Below are 15,778 nucleotides of genomic sequence, written 5' to 3'. Positions count from 1 at the left end.
GCGGCTATTTTTATGAAAATGGGGTATTCTACAAAAAGCAGGAATAAATGACGACTCCGGAAAGGACGAGCGGTATGCACTGGGTATATTTCAGCAAGTTGTATGCAACCAAATTTCAGGCAGGATGTCTGGCTAAACGTATGGAGCAGGATGGGTGGATTTACGGGCATAATGAACCAGCGGAAGTGGAAGTTTATCGATCACGTAAAGGACGTTATGGTGTACGTTTTATTCCCTGACATTACCCCTTGACTTATTGGGATAGAATGGTGTATATTAATTAAGTCGCTGTTTTAATATTTCTTACTGACGCGGGGTGGAGCAGCCCGGTAGCTCGTCGGGCTCATAACCCGAAGGCCGCAGGTTCAAATCCTGCCCCCGCAATTTAGTTTCACTTGGATGATTCACAGCCATCATCTGCACGTTATACATTATGTCTAGGGCCCTTAGCTCAGTTGGTTAGAGCGGTCGGCTCATAACCGATTGGTCACAGGTTCGAGTCCTGTAGGGCCCATACTCTTAAAACCCTTGCCTAGCAAGGGTTTTTTTCTGTCTGCATGTAAGCTCTGAAGTAAAAGGTATCTTGTTAATAGTGTCTTTCTAGTATGCCCTTTTTTTCGAATCACGATGTATGTCCATGCCATAACTCAAATCTCGCATATACTACCTTATCCCAACCCATAGGAGGTAGATTTCATGAGTCAATTTCTTGATGCAAGAACATCTCAGAATGCGAGTTTGGCTAACTCTATTGCAATACCAATCCTGGTTATTAATACACCACAATTATTCGGTCAGATTGGTCTGCAAACAGCAGGAGCAGGGGCAAACCCACGGGTACAATTCAAAGGAACGGTGTCTGTGCAACTTCCTTTGGCACTCGTTGGTGTAACCATTACAATTGTTAGGGGGACTTTGGCTACGGACCCTGTGATCTATTCCGCAACGTCTACGTTTAGCTTGAGTGTCCTTGCACCTCAGATTATTACGTTCTCTGCAGATGACTTCAACCCGCCTATTACGCCTCAATTGACGTACACTGCATTTATCAGTTCCAACTTGCTCGGTACGATCCGTGTAGGCCCTGAGAACTTTGATGGAGCCGTGTATTCCGACTAATGTTGAGTGTCCTTGCCTAAGTAAACTAGATCAATAGTCTTCTTAATTGAAATGCCTCAAGGACCTGCCCTCAAAAGCAGGTTTTTTTTCTGTTGAAGGGGAAAACTGAACTTCATCGAGTAGGTAGGGTTCTATGATATAATGCATTACAGAGATTGAATGGTATTGGACATAAAATAATACGTGAACATCTGAGAAACGTATGAAATTAGTGATAGAAAGCAGGTTTCCGTTTAATGACGTCAAATGAAAGTCAACGTTTTCGTTACAGTGAAGCTCCGGTATGGGATTGGCAGAGAGCTTATTATGAGCAGAAGGGGCTACAAGCTTGGACAGAGAACCAAGTCCCTCAATATATTACCAGTAATCCGATGATTGCCACGGCGTATGCAGAGATGATCTTTGGTTTTCTTCAGGACCTTTCGAACAAAGGAAAGATCAACGAGACCGTAACCATTCTTGAACTTGGAGCGGGTGTAGGGCGCTTGGCACACCAAATTCTCCTGAAACTGCTTGAGTTAAAGGAATTTGCTGGAATACAATTACCGCCTTTCAGATATGTGATGACGGATCTCGTAGCGGAGAATGTGCTGGGTTGGCAGGAGCATCCATCCATGCAATCCTTTATTCAACAAGGTATAGTGGATTTTGCACGTTTTGACGCTGTAGCGGATACGGAATTGAATCTGGTCGTTGCTGGAACGGTTATTCGGCCCGGTGATCTGGAACAACCGTTGCTGTTGATTGCTAATTACTTTTTTGACAGCATTCCGCAGGAATTAATCTACATTGGGGATGGCGAGATCTATGAGTGCGATCTGCTTGTTCAGTCTCCGGATCGTCGTCTTGATCTTGAGCCTGCTGAGATGCTGAAGAACATGACGCTGAGTTATGAGTATCGCCGAGCGCCGGAATACAGTGCGGATAACTATCCGTATCAAGAACTTATCACATTGTACAAAGAGGAACTGGAGGATTCGCACATTCTGTTCCCTGCAATTGGGTTGTCCTGTCTCGAACGGTTGAATAAGCTGTCACAGTCAGGTTATGTGTTGATTACCGCTGATAAAGGGGATCATCGCCTGGATAACTGGAAGTTCGCAGAGCCTCCTGAATTTGTTCTTCACGGAAGTTTTTCTTTAACAGCTAACTACCATGCCATTCAATATGTCTTGGAACAACAGGGTGCCCATACACGATTCACAACGCATCATTATAAAGATCTGAATGTTGGGTGCATGTTGATGGTTGAAGAACCCATCAGTTATGTGAACACTCGTCTGGCCTACCATCGATTTGTTGAACGTTTTGGCCCGGATGACTTTTTCAGCATGAAACAATGGGTAGACTCTCGAATAGAGAGTATGGAGTTAAAGCATATTTTACCGTTTTGGCGTCTGGGCGGGTATGATGCTGAGTTCTTGATTCACAGTGCTACCCACATTTCCAGTCTTCTTCCTGATGCAAGTGATGAGGAAATGCTCGATATTCAGTCTGGTATTCATACGATGTGGTCGTCCTACTACGTGATGGAGCAGCAAGGAGGTCTCGCATTTTTGGCAGGGCAGCTATTATATGAGATGTATATGTATGAGGATGCAAAACGGTTTCTGGAGATATCATTGGTTGCAGATCCGAGTAACCATAATCCAGCCGTCTTGTACGATTTGGCTGTGTGCTGTTATGAACTTGAACTGGAAGAAGAAACCCTGTCATATACCCATAAAGTACTGGCTCTGGAACCTGATCATGAAGAGGCAGCAGCGTTGCTCCAGAGTTTCGAGTTGATCTGAACGGGACAATTTTAGTTTGTCTCCTGTATGTAAAATTTTGGTTATGGTTGTATATAAAATTGAAACTTATTTGGGGTGTAATCGTATTAATGGGATATTCAACCAATCATTACTATAGTACATAAAGGAGACAGAGCTATGAAGAAAATGTTATCCGTTGCATTATATCCACTTGCTTGGGTGTTGGGGGCACTGAGTATTTTATCTGGAAATGCAAACAGTGTCCTATTGGTGAAAGATATCGCTACAGATCGAAGCTATGATGGGCAGGCTATATATGATAGTATTGAACGTAGAAATGCCTAACTACATATCATTCAACTGTAAAGGTAATTGTGTCGTCGAGCAATAACATGATAACCAATTACTCTTGAAGCGAAGTACGTTGAGCAGGAATATTACCTGTCCGTACAACCTTTAAGCCGGTTTCGTACCTTATTCAGGTATGAACCGGCTTTTATTTATGAATGGGGGATACCAGATGAAGATTATCATTGGACAACCGAGGCTCGAACAGGATTTGTTGCAGCTTGAAGCCGAACTCAAGCAACACCCGGATGCAGATGTATTGCTCTTTCCTGAAGGTTATCTGAACCAGAATGTCAAAGACGCTTGCCGCCTGGCGGCTGAATATGGAACCATGATTGTATCAGGTCATCGCAGGTTGGACGAACGTCCAAAGGACCGATCGATTATCATCAGTACGGCTGGAGAGATTGTATTGGAGAAAGCTAAATATACACCTGCTGAGACGGTTGAGGAACAGGGTTGGGTAATAAGCACTTTGTTGTGTGATGAGCTGGTTCTGCAAGGATTTCGCAATGAGAATATAGGGAATGTGGACATTGTGATGCATTCCATTGGTGTGGGCATGTTCAGTGAAGAGCAGTACGGTGAGTGGGTCGAAGAGGCTCGGCAGATCGCCTTGAAGCATCAATGTATTGTCATGGGGACTAGCCATGCGGATGGTTCGTACCGTGATAGCGAGATCTCCATTCCGATCGCCTATTGTATAACACCTGATGGAGAGGTTGTTCTGGCATCCCGAAGTGATACACGTACTCGTACAATCCTTCTGGACAGAGGAAATACAGACCCTTCACCTCAGGAGTCACAAGAAAAACAACTGAAAATCTCCATCGCCCCATCTGGTTAAGTTACCGGGCATGAATCCCAGATGAATGGGCTGATGAACTTGCCGATTCGCCCGGTCACTTGCGCAGAATACGCATATGTTATGGCATACCTTGAAATTCAAAGGAGGCCAATCAAATGAGTCAAGTTGGATACGGTTGTGGCAATGTTGGTGGATTCGGCGGTGGATGGACTTCCACAAGTGCAATTCTCGTGCTTTTCATCCTGCTTGTGATCATCACAAAATCTTTCTGGCTGTAAGTCACGTATAGAAACGTGCAAACAGTGGCTCCGCTGAGACTTCAGCGGGGCTTTTCCTATTTATAAGAAGCAACATATGCCATCCATAACATTTGACAACTGAAAACAATGTGCTTAAAATCACATAAGAGACTATTAACAGAGATTGAAGGGATAGCAATGCCGTTTATTCGCTTTAAAGGATTCACAGGTCCTCAGCTAGAGGAAGTTGTACCCCAAATTACAGAGCAGATGGCCCTAATTACTCATATTCCAAGGGAGAGAATGAAGGCAGAGCGTCATGATGTACAAGCGCTAACACCTTCTCCGGCTTCTATAGAGATTCTGATGTTTCAACGTGACCAGGAGATTCATAATCGGATTGCATCGTCGGTGCAAGCTATTTTGGAAGAAGCATACATGCCGGATGTGCATATTTTCTTCAATATATTGTCACCTAATTTGTATTATAAAAAAGGCAGGCCGCTGACAGATTATCGATTGGATTGAGGTTGTGAGGGACGAGCAGATGTTGCTCGTCTTTTTGATTTACATATTTTTCGTATGCTTAACAATATGCTCGTTTCTGTGCACCCGGTTCAACGATATAGAGCATATCGCAGACACGATAAACAAGGCTCCACCGATAAGGTACACCCATCGAACGTCTAGTAGATCGACGACTAGACCGAAGATGACGATGGATACACTCATAACCGTGGAGATCAGGACGCCATGTGCGGCGTATACCTGGGACAAGGATTCAGCGGGCACACTTCTCTGAAACGCTGTCTGTTGAGCCATATCACGAATCTGGTAGACAGGGCCCATAAGTATACATAACGCCAGCGCGAGCCATGGCAGGCTGTTGAGGCCATAAACGATGGTCATCAGGCTGAGGAGAAGAGAACCCATGGTCATGCTGGCGATCAAGTGCTTCTGAATCCGTTTGGTCAGAGCCAGAGCCAGAATACCTCCAAGCATGGTTCCAGCAGCGTAACTCGAGTTCATGAGTCCCCACCAACCTTCTCCTCGTGCCAGAGCTTCTTTCGCAAAGGCCAGCGTAATCGCTCCGATCCAGATGGACCCCGCAAGAGCTTGGGCGATGTCCATAAGTGTGATCAGTCGTAAGGATGGATTCTTCCAAAGCATGCTCCAGCCTTTTCGCAGTACATTCCGTGTGACGATCGACTTCTCGGGTTGTTCTATATCCTGTGTGAGCGATCCAAGGGCAATTAGAAAGATCAGAACGGCCCAGGACAGGCTTGTAGCTGCCCAGAAGGTCTGTGAAGCTCCCCAGTTCATCACGGCAAATCCCGTCATGGCGAACCCGACAATGGTCACCGTCTGATTGGAGAAAGAGAGGAGACTATTGGTCTTCACCAAATCTTCTCCCTGAACCAACCGTGGCGTTAAAGTATCCAGTAACGGAGATTCCCAGCCTTCCAAAAAGGATAGAATGACAACCCCGATCAACAAAAGTGGCAGTTGTGTGGTCAAGTGGTTCAACGAAATCGCTATCCCAGTCATGAGGAATGCTTTGGCTACGGGAATACTGATCAGTAGTCTGGAGAATGAGAAACGCTTCACAAGTAATGGTAAAGTAAATCCTGCTGTTATGCGTGCGATGATCCGAATGAACGGAAACATGGCAGCATAGAGTACCGATCCAGTCTGACTATAAATAAACGTAGTAATAACCATGATATATATGACATTAATAAGCGAGAGCAGCGTTTTGGCGGCCCAGTACGGATAAAATGCGATGTTCATGCCAATGATGTCCTTTCCGAAACGATATATCTATATTACGGGCATTATCATCATTGCACCACAAACAAAGTTATCATTTTCCCGTCATTTCACCACAAAAAAACTGCCCAACAGGGCAGTCATCTTATAATGCCTATAGTTCATGCCATAGCAAGTGTGAAGGCGATAAGCAACATCAGCAGGCTGGTCGTTCTGACCATAGTCATATAAGGCCTGCTGGGTTCGGCTTCGCCCCGGGAAATCCAGCCATAGCGCAGATACCAGCCGAATTTTGGAAAACAGAGATTAATGATACAGAGTACCATGAATATAAAAAAGAGGGTTCTCATACCCATCTTCCTTTCTCACTTACATAACGGATCTTATCTTAACGTTTGCGTCTGGTAAAAAAGACTACAATCAAAATAATAATGATGATAATTAACAGAAATTTCATGTATGTTCCTCCTGGTGAGTAGTTAGGTTATTGTGGAATGTTAGTTATCAACTATTACCCATAAACCACATGACTTGAATAACTATGTTACAATTAAAATATATTGATTTAATATCAACACATTCCGTTTGGTTAGTTTTCTCTCCTTATAATGTACGATTGCAGAATATATAAACATTAATGTGTGTGAGATGAAGGAGGAAGGCATGAGCCAACATAATCAACTCTCATTACAATGGGAATTTATCATCTCGAAAGTGAAATCCTCCGTGACGGTGGTCGATGCTACCTTGCCTGAGCTTCCGCTCATGTATGTAAACGAACACTTTACCCAACTGACAGGATACACGTATGAAGAGTCTGTCGGACACAATTGCCGATTTTTGCAAGGGCAGGATACAGACCCCGAAACGGTAATGCAGATTCGTGATGCATTAAAGAAACAACAATCCATTAAGATTGATATTTTAAATTATACAAAAAGTGGTCAGAAGTTCTGGAACGAACTGAATATTGATCCGATCTTTAATGAATCCGGAGAGTGTTTATATTTTGTAGGCATTCAATACGATATTTCAGAACGGAAGTATGCCGAACAGCAGTTGAAGTTTGCAACTTCCATGGCTGAGATGAACAGCAGAGGGCAATTGGAATTCATCGGCAAGCTGAATCACGAGCTACGTACCCCGCTTAACGGCATTATGGGCATGATCGAACTTGCCAGTATGGGTGAAACTACGGATGAGCAGACAGAATATCTGGAGCTTGCACGTCAATCAGGTGAGGCGCTGCTGAACATCATTAACAATAGCCTGGATATGGCGAAACTGGGCAGAGGCAAAATGGATGTTGAAAACATTGAGTTTCAACCTCTGAAGCTGATTCAACAGATTGTGAAGACACATGAGCCTGCGGCACGGAATAAACAAATTCGTCTGCTCTGTCATGCTGATCTGAATGTTCCTGATGTGCTTATCGGTGATCCCCTAAGACTTCGGCAGGTACTGGATAATTTGCTGAGTAATGCAATTAAGTTCACAGAACAAGGTGAAGTGCAGTTACAGGTGGATGTGAGGCAACAACTGATGGATACCGTTGTATTGGTATTCTCTGTACGTGATACGGGAATTGGCATTCCTCAGCATCAGATCGAACAATTGTTTGATGCATTTACCCAGACTGACATCTCCCATGCGCGCCGATTTGGCGGAAGCGGTCTTGGTCTGACCATCTGCAAAGAACTGCTGGAACTGATGAATGGTCAGATTTCTGTGGAGAGTACCGAGGGGAAAGGCACACAGTTTGAGGTGACACTGCCCTTGCTGCGCCAACAGGCCATTCCCAATGTAGGATAATAATCAAGCAGGACAGCCGGGCGGTCTCGGCTGTTTTTTTATTTTATTGGATTGTTTTACGAACGGGCGTTCTGTTATAATGCAAGTGTTGAATGGGGGAGACACAGCATGAGTAAGAGACGCACAAGAAGAAAACGTAAAGGTAAACAAGGTTTCAAAAAGCAGGTTCTGACGCTGGTAGCGATGCTGCTGGTAGCCCTCTATGCCTGGGCTGGGGGCGAATGGCCCGAGGAGATACCTAATCCATTCGCTGTGACTAATAAGAGTGTTGACCATACCATTACGTTCCCTTCAGAGCGTTATCCCGAAACAGCCAACCATATTAAAGCTGCTATCAAGGCAGGGCATTCGGATGTATGCACCATTGATCGTAATGGAGCGGAAGGCAATCGGGATTTATCACTTAAGGGTGTTCCGGTCAAAAAAGGTAAGGATCGTGACGAGTGGCCCATGGCGATGTGCGCTGAGGGAGGAACAGGTGCAGATATCCAGTACATTAACCCGAAAGATAATCGTGGTGCAGGTTCATGGGTAGGAAATCAGTTAAGTACATATCCGGATGGAACACGAGTGAAGTTTGTAGTGAAGTAACAACAGGATATGGTTAGGCAGAAACAAGGATTGTAAGGCCTTTGTTGTGAGGTCAGAGGCAGCGTGGTATAGGAAAAGTAGAAGAGAAAAACCAGACGTGCATGCGTCTGGTTTTTTGGTATAAAGTGATAGATAAATAGATCTAGTTAACGTATCTATACGGGAACTGGAGTTTCTAGGATTACAGAGCCGACTAAACGAGTTGCATTCCGCTTAAATGATGAGACCGGATGCTTAACAGACGCGTAACATGTTCAACCTCATCAAACGGTATCCACAGACTGCCGTGAACCGTACGTAAGGAAAGGATGGATGTATCAGCGGTACGCTCGGGAAATCCAGTTACCGTCTGACCGCTTGTATTACGAACCATGATCTGTTGTTTGCGCCGGATGGCAATTTCTACCTCTTTTTTCATAAGTCATTGCTCCTGATTGTGAGATGTTAAATCCATATGTCAATGTTTTCAATGGTTAATTTGTCTTCTTTATCTAGTCTATCAGAACTAGGTATAGATTTCCAGAAGAGAAATCAACATTCTTCTAGGTGATTTGTCTTAGCTGTGGATGATCCGTTTTTGAATGGGGATTACGGGGTTATATTAGGGTAAAAGGAGGGGAACGGAATGACACAATTGATTATTGGGCTGGCCCGTACCGAGAACGAGGCTATAATTATGCTGAATAAGGTGAAAGAGGAAGGCATCAAGGATAAATATTTGGGAGCGGTGGCGAAGGAACAGCTCAATCTGGAGCTGGTGAGCGAAAAGACGGGGCTGCCCAAACCTTTGAAGGGTGCTGGAACAGATGGTGCCTTTGGCGCTCTGAAAGGCATATTGGCTGGTCTGGGGAAGCGAATGGATCAGACGATGTCGATCGGAAATGCAGTGCGCAGACTCGCTGGTAATGAGATTGGGAGTGAGACCGATGATTTGGTGCTTACACTGACTGAAGCGGGGATCTCGGAGGAGGATGCGCGGTATTACGAAGATTGGCTGTTAAAGGACCATATCTTGGTTATCGTGGAGTGCAGTGAGGAAGAAGCGGCTCGTGTTCGACCTATTTTACTTTTTTAGTTTAATTTAAGGCTGATTTTAGGTTTCTTTAATGTTGGGGAGGTATTCTTATCTCACACCTCCCTTAATATAGATTGGTTTACCGGAAGTCCGGGACCGCAACTCGGACTTTCTAGGCACTGTGAGCTGACGCTTGCAGTGCCTGTTTCATTTATATAATTTGAACTAAAGATTATTTACACTGGCACTCCGATGACAGAATAACTTCTAATCGCTGTTATCCCCAGATTTTTTGATTCCCTTTTCTGAAGGGAAAAATCCGGTGATAGCGTATACTTCCGATGTAGCTTTCTTTCAGAAAGCTTTTAGGCGAACGCTTCGCTTTTTCAGTTTTTTCTGTCCTCTCCGTTATCGTGTAAATCATTAGTTAAACTTATATAGTTAGATTATTTTTAATAAAAGTGTTGCAAAGTTAATTAATTCATGGTAAGATATTTCTTGTCGCCAAGAAATACATAATCCTGCCGGGGTGGCGGAATTGGCAGACGCACAGGACTTAAAATCCTGCGGTAGGTGACTACCGTACCGGTTCGATCCCGGTCCTCGGCATCTTAAAAAGAAAGATCGTATGACGCTTGTTAACCAAGCTGCATGCGATCTTTTTTTGTCTTCTTTAATATGAATGTCACGTCACTTCATAGTTGACCACTTCACCTGCAGCTCATAAACATAAACCCTGCATAATACATATCAGAAGGTACATTTATCTGACTTTTATGAAGAGACGGAACAATGGTGTATACTATCCGTAGGCATATATTACCTTTACCTTGCTGAACGATATAGGTTCAACTACACATTTACACGATAACGGAGAGGACAGCTGTTGTTCTGTCATCGGAGTGCCCGTGTAAATAAACATATTTGAACTTATGTAGAGTCACAAAACCAATAAAACAATCTTATGGACGGAGGACTCAAGTTTATGTTGAAACAGCTAAAGCCATACAAGGTGTTACAGGAGCGCAGAATCGAAGAATTGAAATCGGATGCGTATCTGCTTGAACACCAGAAATCCGGGGCCAAAATTGTACTTTTGTCCAATCAGGATGACAACAAAGTATTCAGTATCGGTTTCCGCACACCTCCGGAAGATGATACAGGGGTAGCCCATATCCTCGAACACTCCGTGCTCTGTGGGTCCAAGAAATTTCCGGCCAAGGATTCTTTTGTTGAGTTGCTGAAAGGTTCATTGAATACATTCCTTAACGCCATGACGTATCCCGATAAGACGATCTACCCGATCGCGAGTCGTAATGACCATGATTTCCATAACCTGATGGATATATATCTGGATGCGGTATTGAATACGAATATTTATGAGAATGAAAAGATATTTCTGCAGGAAGGCTGGAATTACAATCTGGCCTCGGCAGATGATGAGTTAACCTACAACGGAGTTGTATATAACGAGATGAAGGGTGCCTTTTCTTCACCGGAACGAATGGTGCGCAGAGAAGTGCTGAACTCCCTTTTCCCGGATACCACATACTCCTCCGAGTCTGGCGGATTCCCGGAAGCTATTCTGGATCTAACGTATCAGGGGCTGCTGGATTTCCACACGAGATACTATCATCCTTCCAACAGTTACATCTATCTCTACGGGGATATGGATATGGAAGAGAAGCTGCAATGGCTGGATGAAAACTATCTGAGTGCATATGATCGAATTGAGATTGATTCGGCGATTCAACTTCAACCTGCTTTTGCAGAACGGGTAGACACGGTTAAGACTTACTCTGCGGGAAGTACGGAATCGGAAGTGGATAACAGCTTCTTAACCTATAACGCGGTGATCGGCACAAGTCTGGATAAGGAACTGAACATCTCGTTCCAAATTTTGTTATATGCACTGCTGAACGCTCCGGGAGCGGTACTGAAGCAGGCGTTGCTGGATAAGGGCATTGCGAAGGACGTCTACGGTTCCTATGATGACAGTCTGTATCAGCCTGTATTCACTGTGGGACTGAAGAAGAGCAATCTGTCTAGCAAAGAGGATTTCCTGGGAACGGTCAAAGAAGTGCTTGAGCGTGTGGTAAAAGAAGGTTTTGATCCTAAAGCGCTACTCGCAGGGATTAACTCATATGAGTTCAATCACAGGGAAGCGGACTACGGCAGAATGCCGAAAGGCCTGATCTACGGATTCTCCTCCCTGCAAAGCTGGTTGTACGATGAAGAAGCACCTTTCACCCATTTGGAGGCCAATGACGTATTTGCTGAACTGCGGACAAAAATGAACGAAGGTTACTTCGAGCAACTGATTGAGAAATATATTTTGCAGAACACACATACTTCCTTTGTAGCCCTGACACCGGACAAAGGGTTGAATTCACGCAAAGAAGAAGCGTTGAAAGAACGTCTGAAAACTATTCAGGCTGGTCTTAGTGAGGAAGAAGTTCAGACGTTGATTCAGAAAACAGAAGCACTTGCCGAGTATCAGAATACACCTTCAACCAAAGAGCAGCAGCAGGTCATTCCGACGTTATCGATTGAAGATATTGAACAGAAGGCCTCTACGTTGCATCAAACGGTGAAACAGGTCGACGGCACAACCATTCTCCATCATAACCTTTACACCAACGGAATTGGTTATCTGAGACTGCTGTTTGATATCAAAGAAGTGCCACGTCATCTTCTGCCGTATGCAGGATTGCTGAAAAATGTGCTGGGTTACGTGGATACTCAAAACTACTCGTTCAATGAACTGTCCAATGAAATCCATATCCATTCGGGTGGTATTCATAGCGGGATAGGATCTTATGCTAACGCGCATAAGCACAATGAATTCAAGGCTACCTATGAGTTCAACGCCAAAGTGTTGTATGACAAGCTTGGATTTGCCTTTGATATGATCAAAGAAATTGTGTTCACATCCCAATTCGATAATTCGAAGCGGTTGTATGAGATCATCTCTCAAATGAAAGGTAATCTGCAACGTAATCTGATCAATAGCGGACACTCTGCGGGAATTGGCCGGTCTTCGTCCAAACATTCAGCGGTCGCGAATTTCAGAGAAGCTGTGAGTGGTATTGCCTTTTACCAGTGGCTTGAGGATCTTCAGGCGAATTTTGAGGATAGAAAAGAAGAGTTATCTTCCAGTCTGCAAGAGTTGACGGGGTATATATTCAGACCGGAGAACTTGCTTGTTAGTTACACTGCCGATGAGCAGGGATATGAAGGACTGGAGCAACAGGTATCTGATCTGAAAGCGAAGCTGTTCACACATGAGGTTGCCAAGGAAGAATTTACATTCACACCGGCTACTCATAAGGAAGGATTCCGTTCTCCTTCAGAGGTGCAGTACGTGGTGCAAACGGGCAATTATATCAACAAAGGATATCAATACACCGGTTCACTACGGGTCTTGCAGGGAATCCTGTCTTTGGATTACTTGTGGACGAATATCCGCGCCAAAGGCGGAGCTTATGGCTGCATGTCAGGCTTCAGACGGAACGGAGACAGCTACGTTGCATCGTATCGTGATCCGAACCTGGATAAAACGTACAAAGTATATGAAGAAATACCACAGTATTTGAACGATTTCCGGGCAGACGAGCGGGAGATGACGCGTTATATCATTGGTGCGATCCAGGATCTCGATACGCCGAGAACGCCTTATGGCGAAGGAGCATTCTCGCTGGAGTGTTATCTGTCGAATGTGACTGAAGCGGATCTACAACAGGAACGTGACGAAGTGTTAAGCACGAAGGAAAGCGACATTATCGGTTTTGCTGAGCTTTTATCGGCCATACTTGAACAGCAACAGCGCTGCGTAATTGGTAATGAGAACAAGATTGAGGAACAGAAGCAAATGTTTGACGAAACGCTGGATTTAATTAAAAACTAAGCGTTAGTCTCGTTTATTCCACGATCCAATAAGCGTCAAACGCGAAAGGCACTTTTATGAGCTGGTTCAACAGCTTATAGAAGTGCCTTTTCTAGTGGGGAGGGACTGTCTCCATCTCATATGATATGAGAATGTGTGACACGCTGCGTTGTTCAAGTGACAGCAAGCATGTTGTATATTTTCAGGGTCCGCAGATCTTCCTTTGAGATTTTTAATTCATTATATAACTCCTGATTCTCGGGCAGCGGGGTTCTGGAGAATAACATTTTGAGCGCAATAGGCATGAAAGGTCTGAAAGAGACACCAGCCATCAGTCCCCATTTTTTCTCTGATTCCTGAAAAGACGCCAGAATATTAATATATAGGTTCTCCAGCGGCGTGGCCTGATTTTTCAAAATCAGCGTGGTGAGTGTATCATAATGCTCGGTGTGGCCCCAATACATATTCTCGCACTCCTGGTAGTTCTCAAAATCCTTCACATTCATATACATCACGGTGCGATAACGGTTGGCATCCGATTGAGCCATCATGTCAATGACACAACGAATGAGACTGTTGTTACGCCCATCATAGAAGTAAGAATAGAAACGTGTGGAGTTCTTGAAAAAGCTGGACGGGACCGCATTCATCAGGGGAGATGCATGCCTTGGTTCTTGGTACAAGAGTTGCTCCACCTGAATGTTGAGCGCGTTTGCAATATGATGTAACGTGACCAGATCAAGTGTAATATCTCCGCTCTCATATTTGGATAGAGTGCCTTTGCTTTTGAAGATCTGATCCGCAAGCTGTTGAATGGTCAGCCCCCGCCACTTCCGAAAGTTTCGTATTTTCTTGCCAACTTCCTGATTGATATTGTTCATAACCGGTTCTCCTTATGCAATGTTTCTTGAGAGTACGTGAAAATGATGAAAGTCATTCATAAAAATGATGTTATATGAGAAATATATCACTTTTTCACGGAAATACCTATTTTGGAGAAACAATAAACTTCATTTGTTTCGTCAGAATAGATTGTATTGCATTTGATGCAATTCCTGCGTCATGAAATAATAGGTGTAATACGACATGAAACGACAATGAAAAGTAAAGCAGATAGAGGAGCAGAAGCTATGAAATATAACTTTGATGAGATTATTGATCGCACAGGAACAAATGCCATGAATACGGATGGTTTCCGTCAATATATTTTTAACGCGTCAGAAGATATGACTTTTCCATTCAAGGATGAAGAATTTATTCGCATGTGGATTGCAGATATGGAGTTCGCCACACCTCCCGAGATTCTGGATGCAGTTAAGGAGCGTCTGGACCGTAGAATTATGGGTTACTCCCAGGTGTTTGATCCGGCATACTATGAAGCTGTCTCGAATTGGATGAAGAGATACTATGATTGGTCCTTCCCCAAGGAGCATTTGGAGACCTCGAACGGGATCATTCCCGCTTTGTATGAATTGGTGGAATATATCTGTCAATCGGATGAGAAAGTACTGATCGTGACCCCGTCTTATGGTTTCTTCAAGTCAGCTGCGGAGCATAACAATCTTGAACTGGTATGTTCGGATATGATCAACGATCAGGGACGTTACTCGATTGATTATGAGGATTTTGAAGCCAAGGCCAAGGATGAGAAGGTAAGGGTATGTATTTTCTGCAACCCCCATAATCCGTCTGGACGTGTCTGGACAACCGAAGAGTTACAGCGTGTGGGTGAAATCTGCCTGAGGAACAATGTATGGGTCATTTCGGATGAAATTCACTGTGATCTGCTGCGGACAGGCAAAAGACATACGCCACTTGCAAAGCTGTTCCCGGAAACGGATCGAATCATTACATGCATGTCTCCGAGCAAAACATTCAACATGGCTGGTCTGATGTTCTCCAATGTCATCATTCCGAATAAGGCACTTCGAGACATCTGGCAGGCACGCCATTATGGTTTCAAAAACCCACTGAGCATCGCTGCCACTCAAGCGGCTTACGAAACGGGTGATGAATGGCTGGAACAATTAAAAGGTTATCTCGACGCCAATTTCGCCTGCGTAGAACAGTATGTGAAGCAGCATTTGCCACTCGCTGTCTTTCACATTCCGGATGCCACGTATCTGGCCTGGATTGATATCTCGGCATATGCTCCCAAGAATGTAAGTCTACCTTTATTCTTCGCGGAGCAAGCGGGTGTGCTACTCGAAGATGGACATATGTTTGTAGCGAATGGCGAGGGTTGTATTCGGTTGAATCTGGCTTGTCCGCGTTCTGTTCTTCAGGAAGGATTACGGAGAATCAGCAGTGTGCTTGTGAAAGAAGTCGAAGAGGTACCCGTACAAGTATAAAGTCATCAAGTCACCACGCAATAGCGAGGTGACTTTTTTGTATGAGTATACTGAATGTAGCAAGAATACGATTTATTTCGAGGTG

Annotated in this window: 16 protein-coding genes and 3 tRNA genes; 15 read left to right on the top strand and 4 right to left on the bottom strand. The window is 44.2% G+C overall.

Annotated features, from left to right (window positions below):
* Window positions 1-47 precede the first annotated feature (47 nt).
* The 9 genes from MKY44_RS19250 to MKY44_RS19210 all read left to right on the top strand — a co-directional run bounded on the left by MKY44_RS19250 (window position 48) and on the right by MKY44_RS19210 (window position 4,796).
* A complete protein-coding gene (locus tag MKY44_RS19250; protein ID WP_047843730.1) occupies window positions 48-239 on the top strand; it encodes a hypothetical protein in 192 nt (63 codons plus the stop codon).
* Between the two features lie 71 nt (window positions 240-310).
* Window positions 311-384: transfer RNA gene (locus tag MKY44_RS19245), tRNA-Met, on the top strand.
* A 56-nt stretch (window positions 385-440) separates the two neighbouring features.
* A tRNA-Ile gene (locus MKY44_RS19240) sits at window positions 441-514 on the top strand.
* A 182-nt stretch (window positions 515-696) separates the two neighbouring features.
* Window positions 697-1,119 (top strand): hypothetical protein, encoded by a 423-nt coding sequence (locus MKY44_RS19235; RefSeq protein ID WP_036614795.1) that lies wholly within the window; start codon window positions 697-699, stop codon window positions 1,117-1,119.
* A 236-nt stretch (window positions 1,120-1,355) separates the two neighbouring features.
* On the top strand, window positions 1,356-2,912 hold the full coding sequence (locus MKY44_RS19230) for a tetratricopeptide repeat protein (RefSeq protein WP_341008176.1): 1,557 nt from the start codon (window positions 1,356-1,358) through the stop codon (window positions 2,910-2,912).
* A gap of 138 nt (window positions 2,913-3,050) precedes the next feature.
* Window positions 3,051-3,218, top strand: a complete 168-nt coding sequence (locus tag MKY44_RS19225; RefSeq protein ID WP_307534362.1) for a hypothetical protein — start codon at window positions 3,051-3,053, stop codon at window positions 3,216-3,218.
* A gap of 175 nt (window positions 3,219-3,393) precedes the next feature.
* The gene (locus MKY44_RS19220; RefSeq protein ID WP_341008175.1) at window positions 3,394-4,068 is read left to right on the top strand and encodes a hypothetical protein; all 675 of its coding nucleotides are present in this window, start codon (window positions 3,394-3,396) and stop codon (window positions 4,066-4,068) included.
* Window positions 4,069-4,184: 116 nt separating this feature from the next.
* The gene (locus MKY44_RS19215) at window positions 4,185-4,307 is read left to right on the top strand and encodes a sporulation protein YjcZ (RefSeq protein ID WP_083679583.1); all 123 of its coding nucleotides are present in this window, start codon (window positions 4,185-4,187) and stop codon (window positions 4,305-4,307) included.
* A gap of 159 nt (window positions 4,308-4,466) precedes the next feature.
* Window positions 4,467-4,796, top strand: a complete 330-nt coding sequence (locus MKY44_RS19210) for a DUF1904 family protein (RefSeq protein ID WP_091028528.1) — start codon at window positions 4,467-4,469, stop codon at window positions 4,794-4,796.
* A gap of 39 nt (window positions 4,797-4,835) precedes the next feature.
* Here the strand turns inward: MKY44_RS19210 and MKY44_RS19205 are convergent, their stop codons facing one another.
* Window positions 4,836-6,059 (bottom strand): MFS transporter, encoded by a 1,224-nt coding sequence (locus tag MKY44_RS19205; protein WP_341008174.1) that lies wholly within the window; start codon window positions 6,057-6,059, stop codon window positions 4,836-4,838.
* 140 nt (window positions 6,060-6,199) lie between these two features.
* Window positions 6,200-6,388 (bottom strand): DUF6199 family natural product biosynthesis protein, encoded by a 189-nt coding sequence (locus MKY44_RS19200; RefSeq protein WP_051447369.1) that lies wholly within the window; start codon window positions 6,386-6,388, stop codon window positions 6,200-6,202.
* Window positions 6,389-6,701: 313 nt separating this feature from the next.
* On the opposite strand from MKY44_RS19200, the gene MKY44_RS19195 reads away from it, so the two are divergent.
* Both MKY44_RS19195 and MKY44_RS19190 read left to right on the top strand, forming a co-directional pair.
* A complete protein-coding gene (locus MKY44_RS19195) occupies window positions 6,702-7,850 on the top strand; it encodes a sensor histidine kinase (protein ID WP_341008173.1) in 1,149 nt (382 codons plus the stop codon).
* 108 nt (window positions 7,851-7,958) lie between these two features.
* The gene (locus MKY44_RS19190) at window positions 7,959-8,441 is read left to right on the top strand and encodes a NucA/NucB deoxyribonuclease domain-containing protein (RefSeq protein WP_341008172.1); all 483 of its coding nucleotides are present in this window, start codon (window positions 7,959-7,961) and stop codon (window positions 8,439-8,441) included.
* 193 nt (window positions 8,442-8,634) lie between these two features.
* Here MKY44_RS19190 and MKY44_RS19185 read toward each other — a convergent pair whose 3' ends face one another.
* Window positions 8,635-8,859 (bottom strand): hypothetical protein, encoded by a 225-nt coding sequence (locus MKY44_RS19185; RefSeq protein ID WP_017687353.1) that lies wholly within the window; start codon window positions 8,857-8,859, stop codon window positions 8,635-8,637.
* 207 nt (window positions 8,860-9,066) lie between these two features.
* On the opposite strand from MKY44_RS19185, the gene MKY44_RS19180 reads away from it, so the two are divergent.
* The 3 genes from MKY44_RS19180 to MKY44_RS19170 all read left to right on the top strand — a co-directional run bounded on the left by MKY44_RS19180 (window position 9,067) and on the right by MKY44_RS19170 (window position 13,363).
* Window positions 9,067-9,516 (top strand): general stress protein, encoded by a 450-nt coding sequence (locus MKY44_RS19180; protein WP_047843724.1) that lies wholly within the window; start codon window positions 9,067-9,069, stop codon window positions 9,514-9,516.
* 463 nt (window positions 9,517-9,979) lie between these two features.
* Window positions 9,980-10,065, top strand: a tRNA-Leu gene (locus MKY44_RS19175).
* A 376-nt stretch (window positions 10,066-10,441) separates the two neighbouring features.
* Window positions 10,442-13,363, top strand: coding sequence for an insulinase family protein (locus tag MKY44_RS19170; RefSeq protein WP_341008171.1), 2,922 nt, complete (start codon window positions 10,442-10,444; stop codon window positions 13,361-13,363).
* Window positions 13,364-13,515: 152 nt separating this feature from the next.
* Here the strand turns inward: MKY44_RS19170 and MKY44_RS19165 are convergent, their stop codons facing one another.
* Window positions 13,516-14,223: a helix-turn-helix domain-containing protein gene (locus MKY44_RS19165; RefSeq protein WP_017687366.1), complete on the bottom strand. Its 708-nt coding sequence runs from the start codon at window positions 14,221-14,223 to the stop codon at window positions 13,516-13,518.
* 249 nt (window positions 14,224-14,472) lie between these two features.
* Here MKY44_RS19165 and MKY44_RS19160 point away from each other — a divergent pair, with 249 nt between their 5' ends.
* Window positions 14,473-15,693 carry a MalY/PatB family protein gene (locus tag MKY44_RS19160; protein ID WP_341008170.1) on the top strand — a complete coding sequence of 407 codons (1,221 nt, stop codon included), beginning with the start codon at window positions 14,473-14,475 and terminating at the stop codon, window positions 15,691-15,693.
* Window positions 15,694-15,778 lie beyond the last annotated feature (85 nt).

Origin of the sequence: Paenibacillus sp. FSL R7-0026, assembly GCF_038004485.1 — a bacterium.
GTDB classification, from domain to species: Bacteria; Bacillota; Bacilli; order Paenibacillales; family Paenibacillaceae; genus Paenibacillus; species Paenibacillus xylanexedens_A.
The sequence above is the reverse complement of the archived record's forward strand: the minus strand, read 5'-3'. Positions and strand labels throughout refer to the sequence as shown.

Excerpts from the sequence above, each read along its gene's own strand:
- MKY44_RS19250 (WP_047843730.1), top strand. The coding sequence starts at position 48 with ATGACGACTCCGGAAAGGACGAGCGGTATGCACTGGGTATATTTCAGC.
- MKY44_RS19235 (WP_036614795.1), top strand. The coding sequence starts at position 697 with ATGAGTCAATTTCTTGATGCAAGAACATCTCAGAATGCGAGTTTGGCT.
- MKY44_RS19230 (WP_341008176.1), top strand. The coding sequence starts at position 1,356 with ATGACGTCAAATGAAAGTCAACGTTTTCGTTACAGTGAAGCTCCGGTA.
- MKY44_RS19225 (WP_307534362.1), top strand. The coding sequence starts at position 3,051 with ATGAAGAAAATGTTATCCGTTGCATTATATCCACTTGCTTGGGTGTTG.
- MKY44_RS19220 (WP_341008175.1), top strand. The coding sequence starts at position 3,394 with ATGAAGATTATCATTGGACAACCGAGGCTCGAACAGGATTTGTTGCAG.
- MKY44_RS19215 (WP_083679583.1), top strand. The coding sequence starts at position 4,185 with ATGAGTCAAGTTGGATACGGTTGTGGCAATGTTGGTGGATTCGGCGGT.
- MKY44_RS19210 (WP_091028528.1), top strand. The coding sequence starts at position 4,467 with ATGCCGTTTATTCGCTTTAAAGGATTCACAGGTCCTCAGCTAGAGGAA.
- MKY44_RS19205 (WP_341008174.1), bottom strand. The coding sequence starts at position 6,059 with ATGAACATCGCATTTTATCCGTACTGGGCCGCCAAAACGCTGCTCTCG.
- MKY44_RS19200 (WP_051447369.1), bottom strand. The coding sequence starts at position 6,388 with ATGAGAACCCTCTTTTTTATATTCATGGTACTCTGTATCATTAATCTC.
- MKY44_RS19195 (WP_341008173.1), top strand. The coding sequence starts at position 6,702 with ATGAGCCAACATAATCAACTCTCATTACAATGGGAATTTATCATCTCG.
- MKY44_RS19190 (WP_341008172.1), top strand. The coding sequence starts at position 7,959 with ATGAGTAAGAGACGCACAAGAAGAAAACGTAAAGGTAAACAAGGTTTC.
- MKY44_RS19185 (WP_017687353.1), bottom strand. The coding sequence starts at position 8,859 with ATGAAAAAAGAGGTAGAAATTGCCATCCGGCGCAAACAACAGATCATG.
- MKY44_RS19180 (WP_047843724.1), top strand. The coding sequence starts at position 9,067 with ATGACACAATTGATTATTGGGCTGGCCCGTACCGAGAACGAGGCTATA.
- MKY44_RS19170 (WP_341008171.1), top strand. The coding sequence starts at position 10,442 with ATGTTGAAACAGCTAAAGCCATACAAGGTGTTACAGGAGCGCAGAATC.
- MKY44_RS19165 (WP_017687366.1), bottom strand. The coding sequence starts at position 14,223 with ATGAACAATATCAATCAGGAAGTTGGCAAGAAAATACGAAACTTTCGG.
- MKY44_RS19160 (WP_341008170.1), top strand. The coding sequence starts at position 14,473 with ATGAAATATAACTTTGATGAGATTATTGATCGCACAGGAACAAATGCC.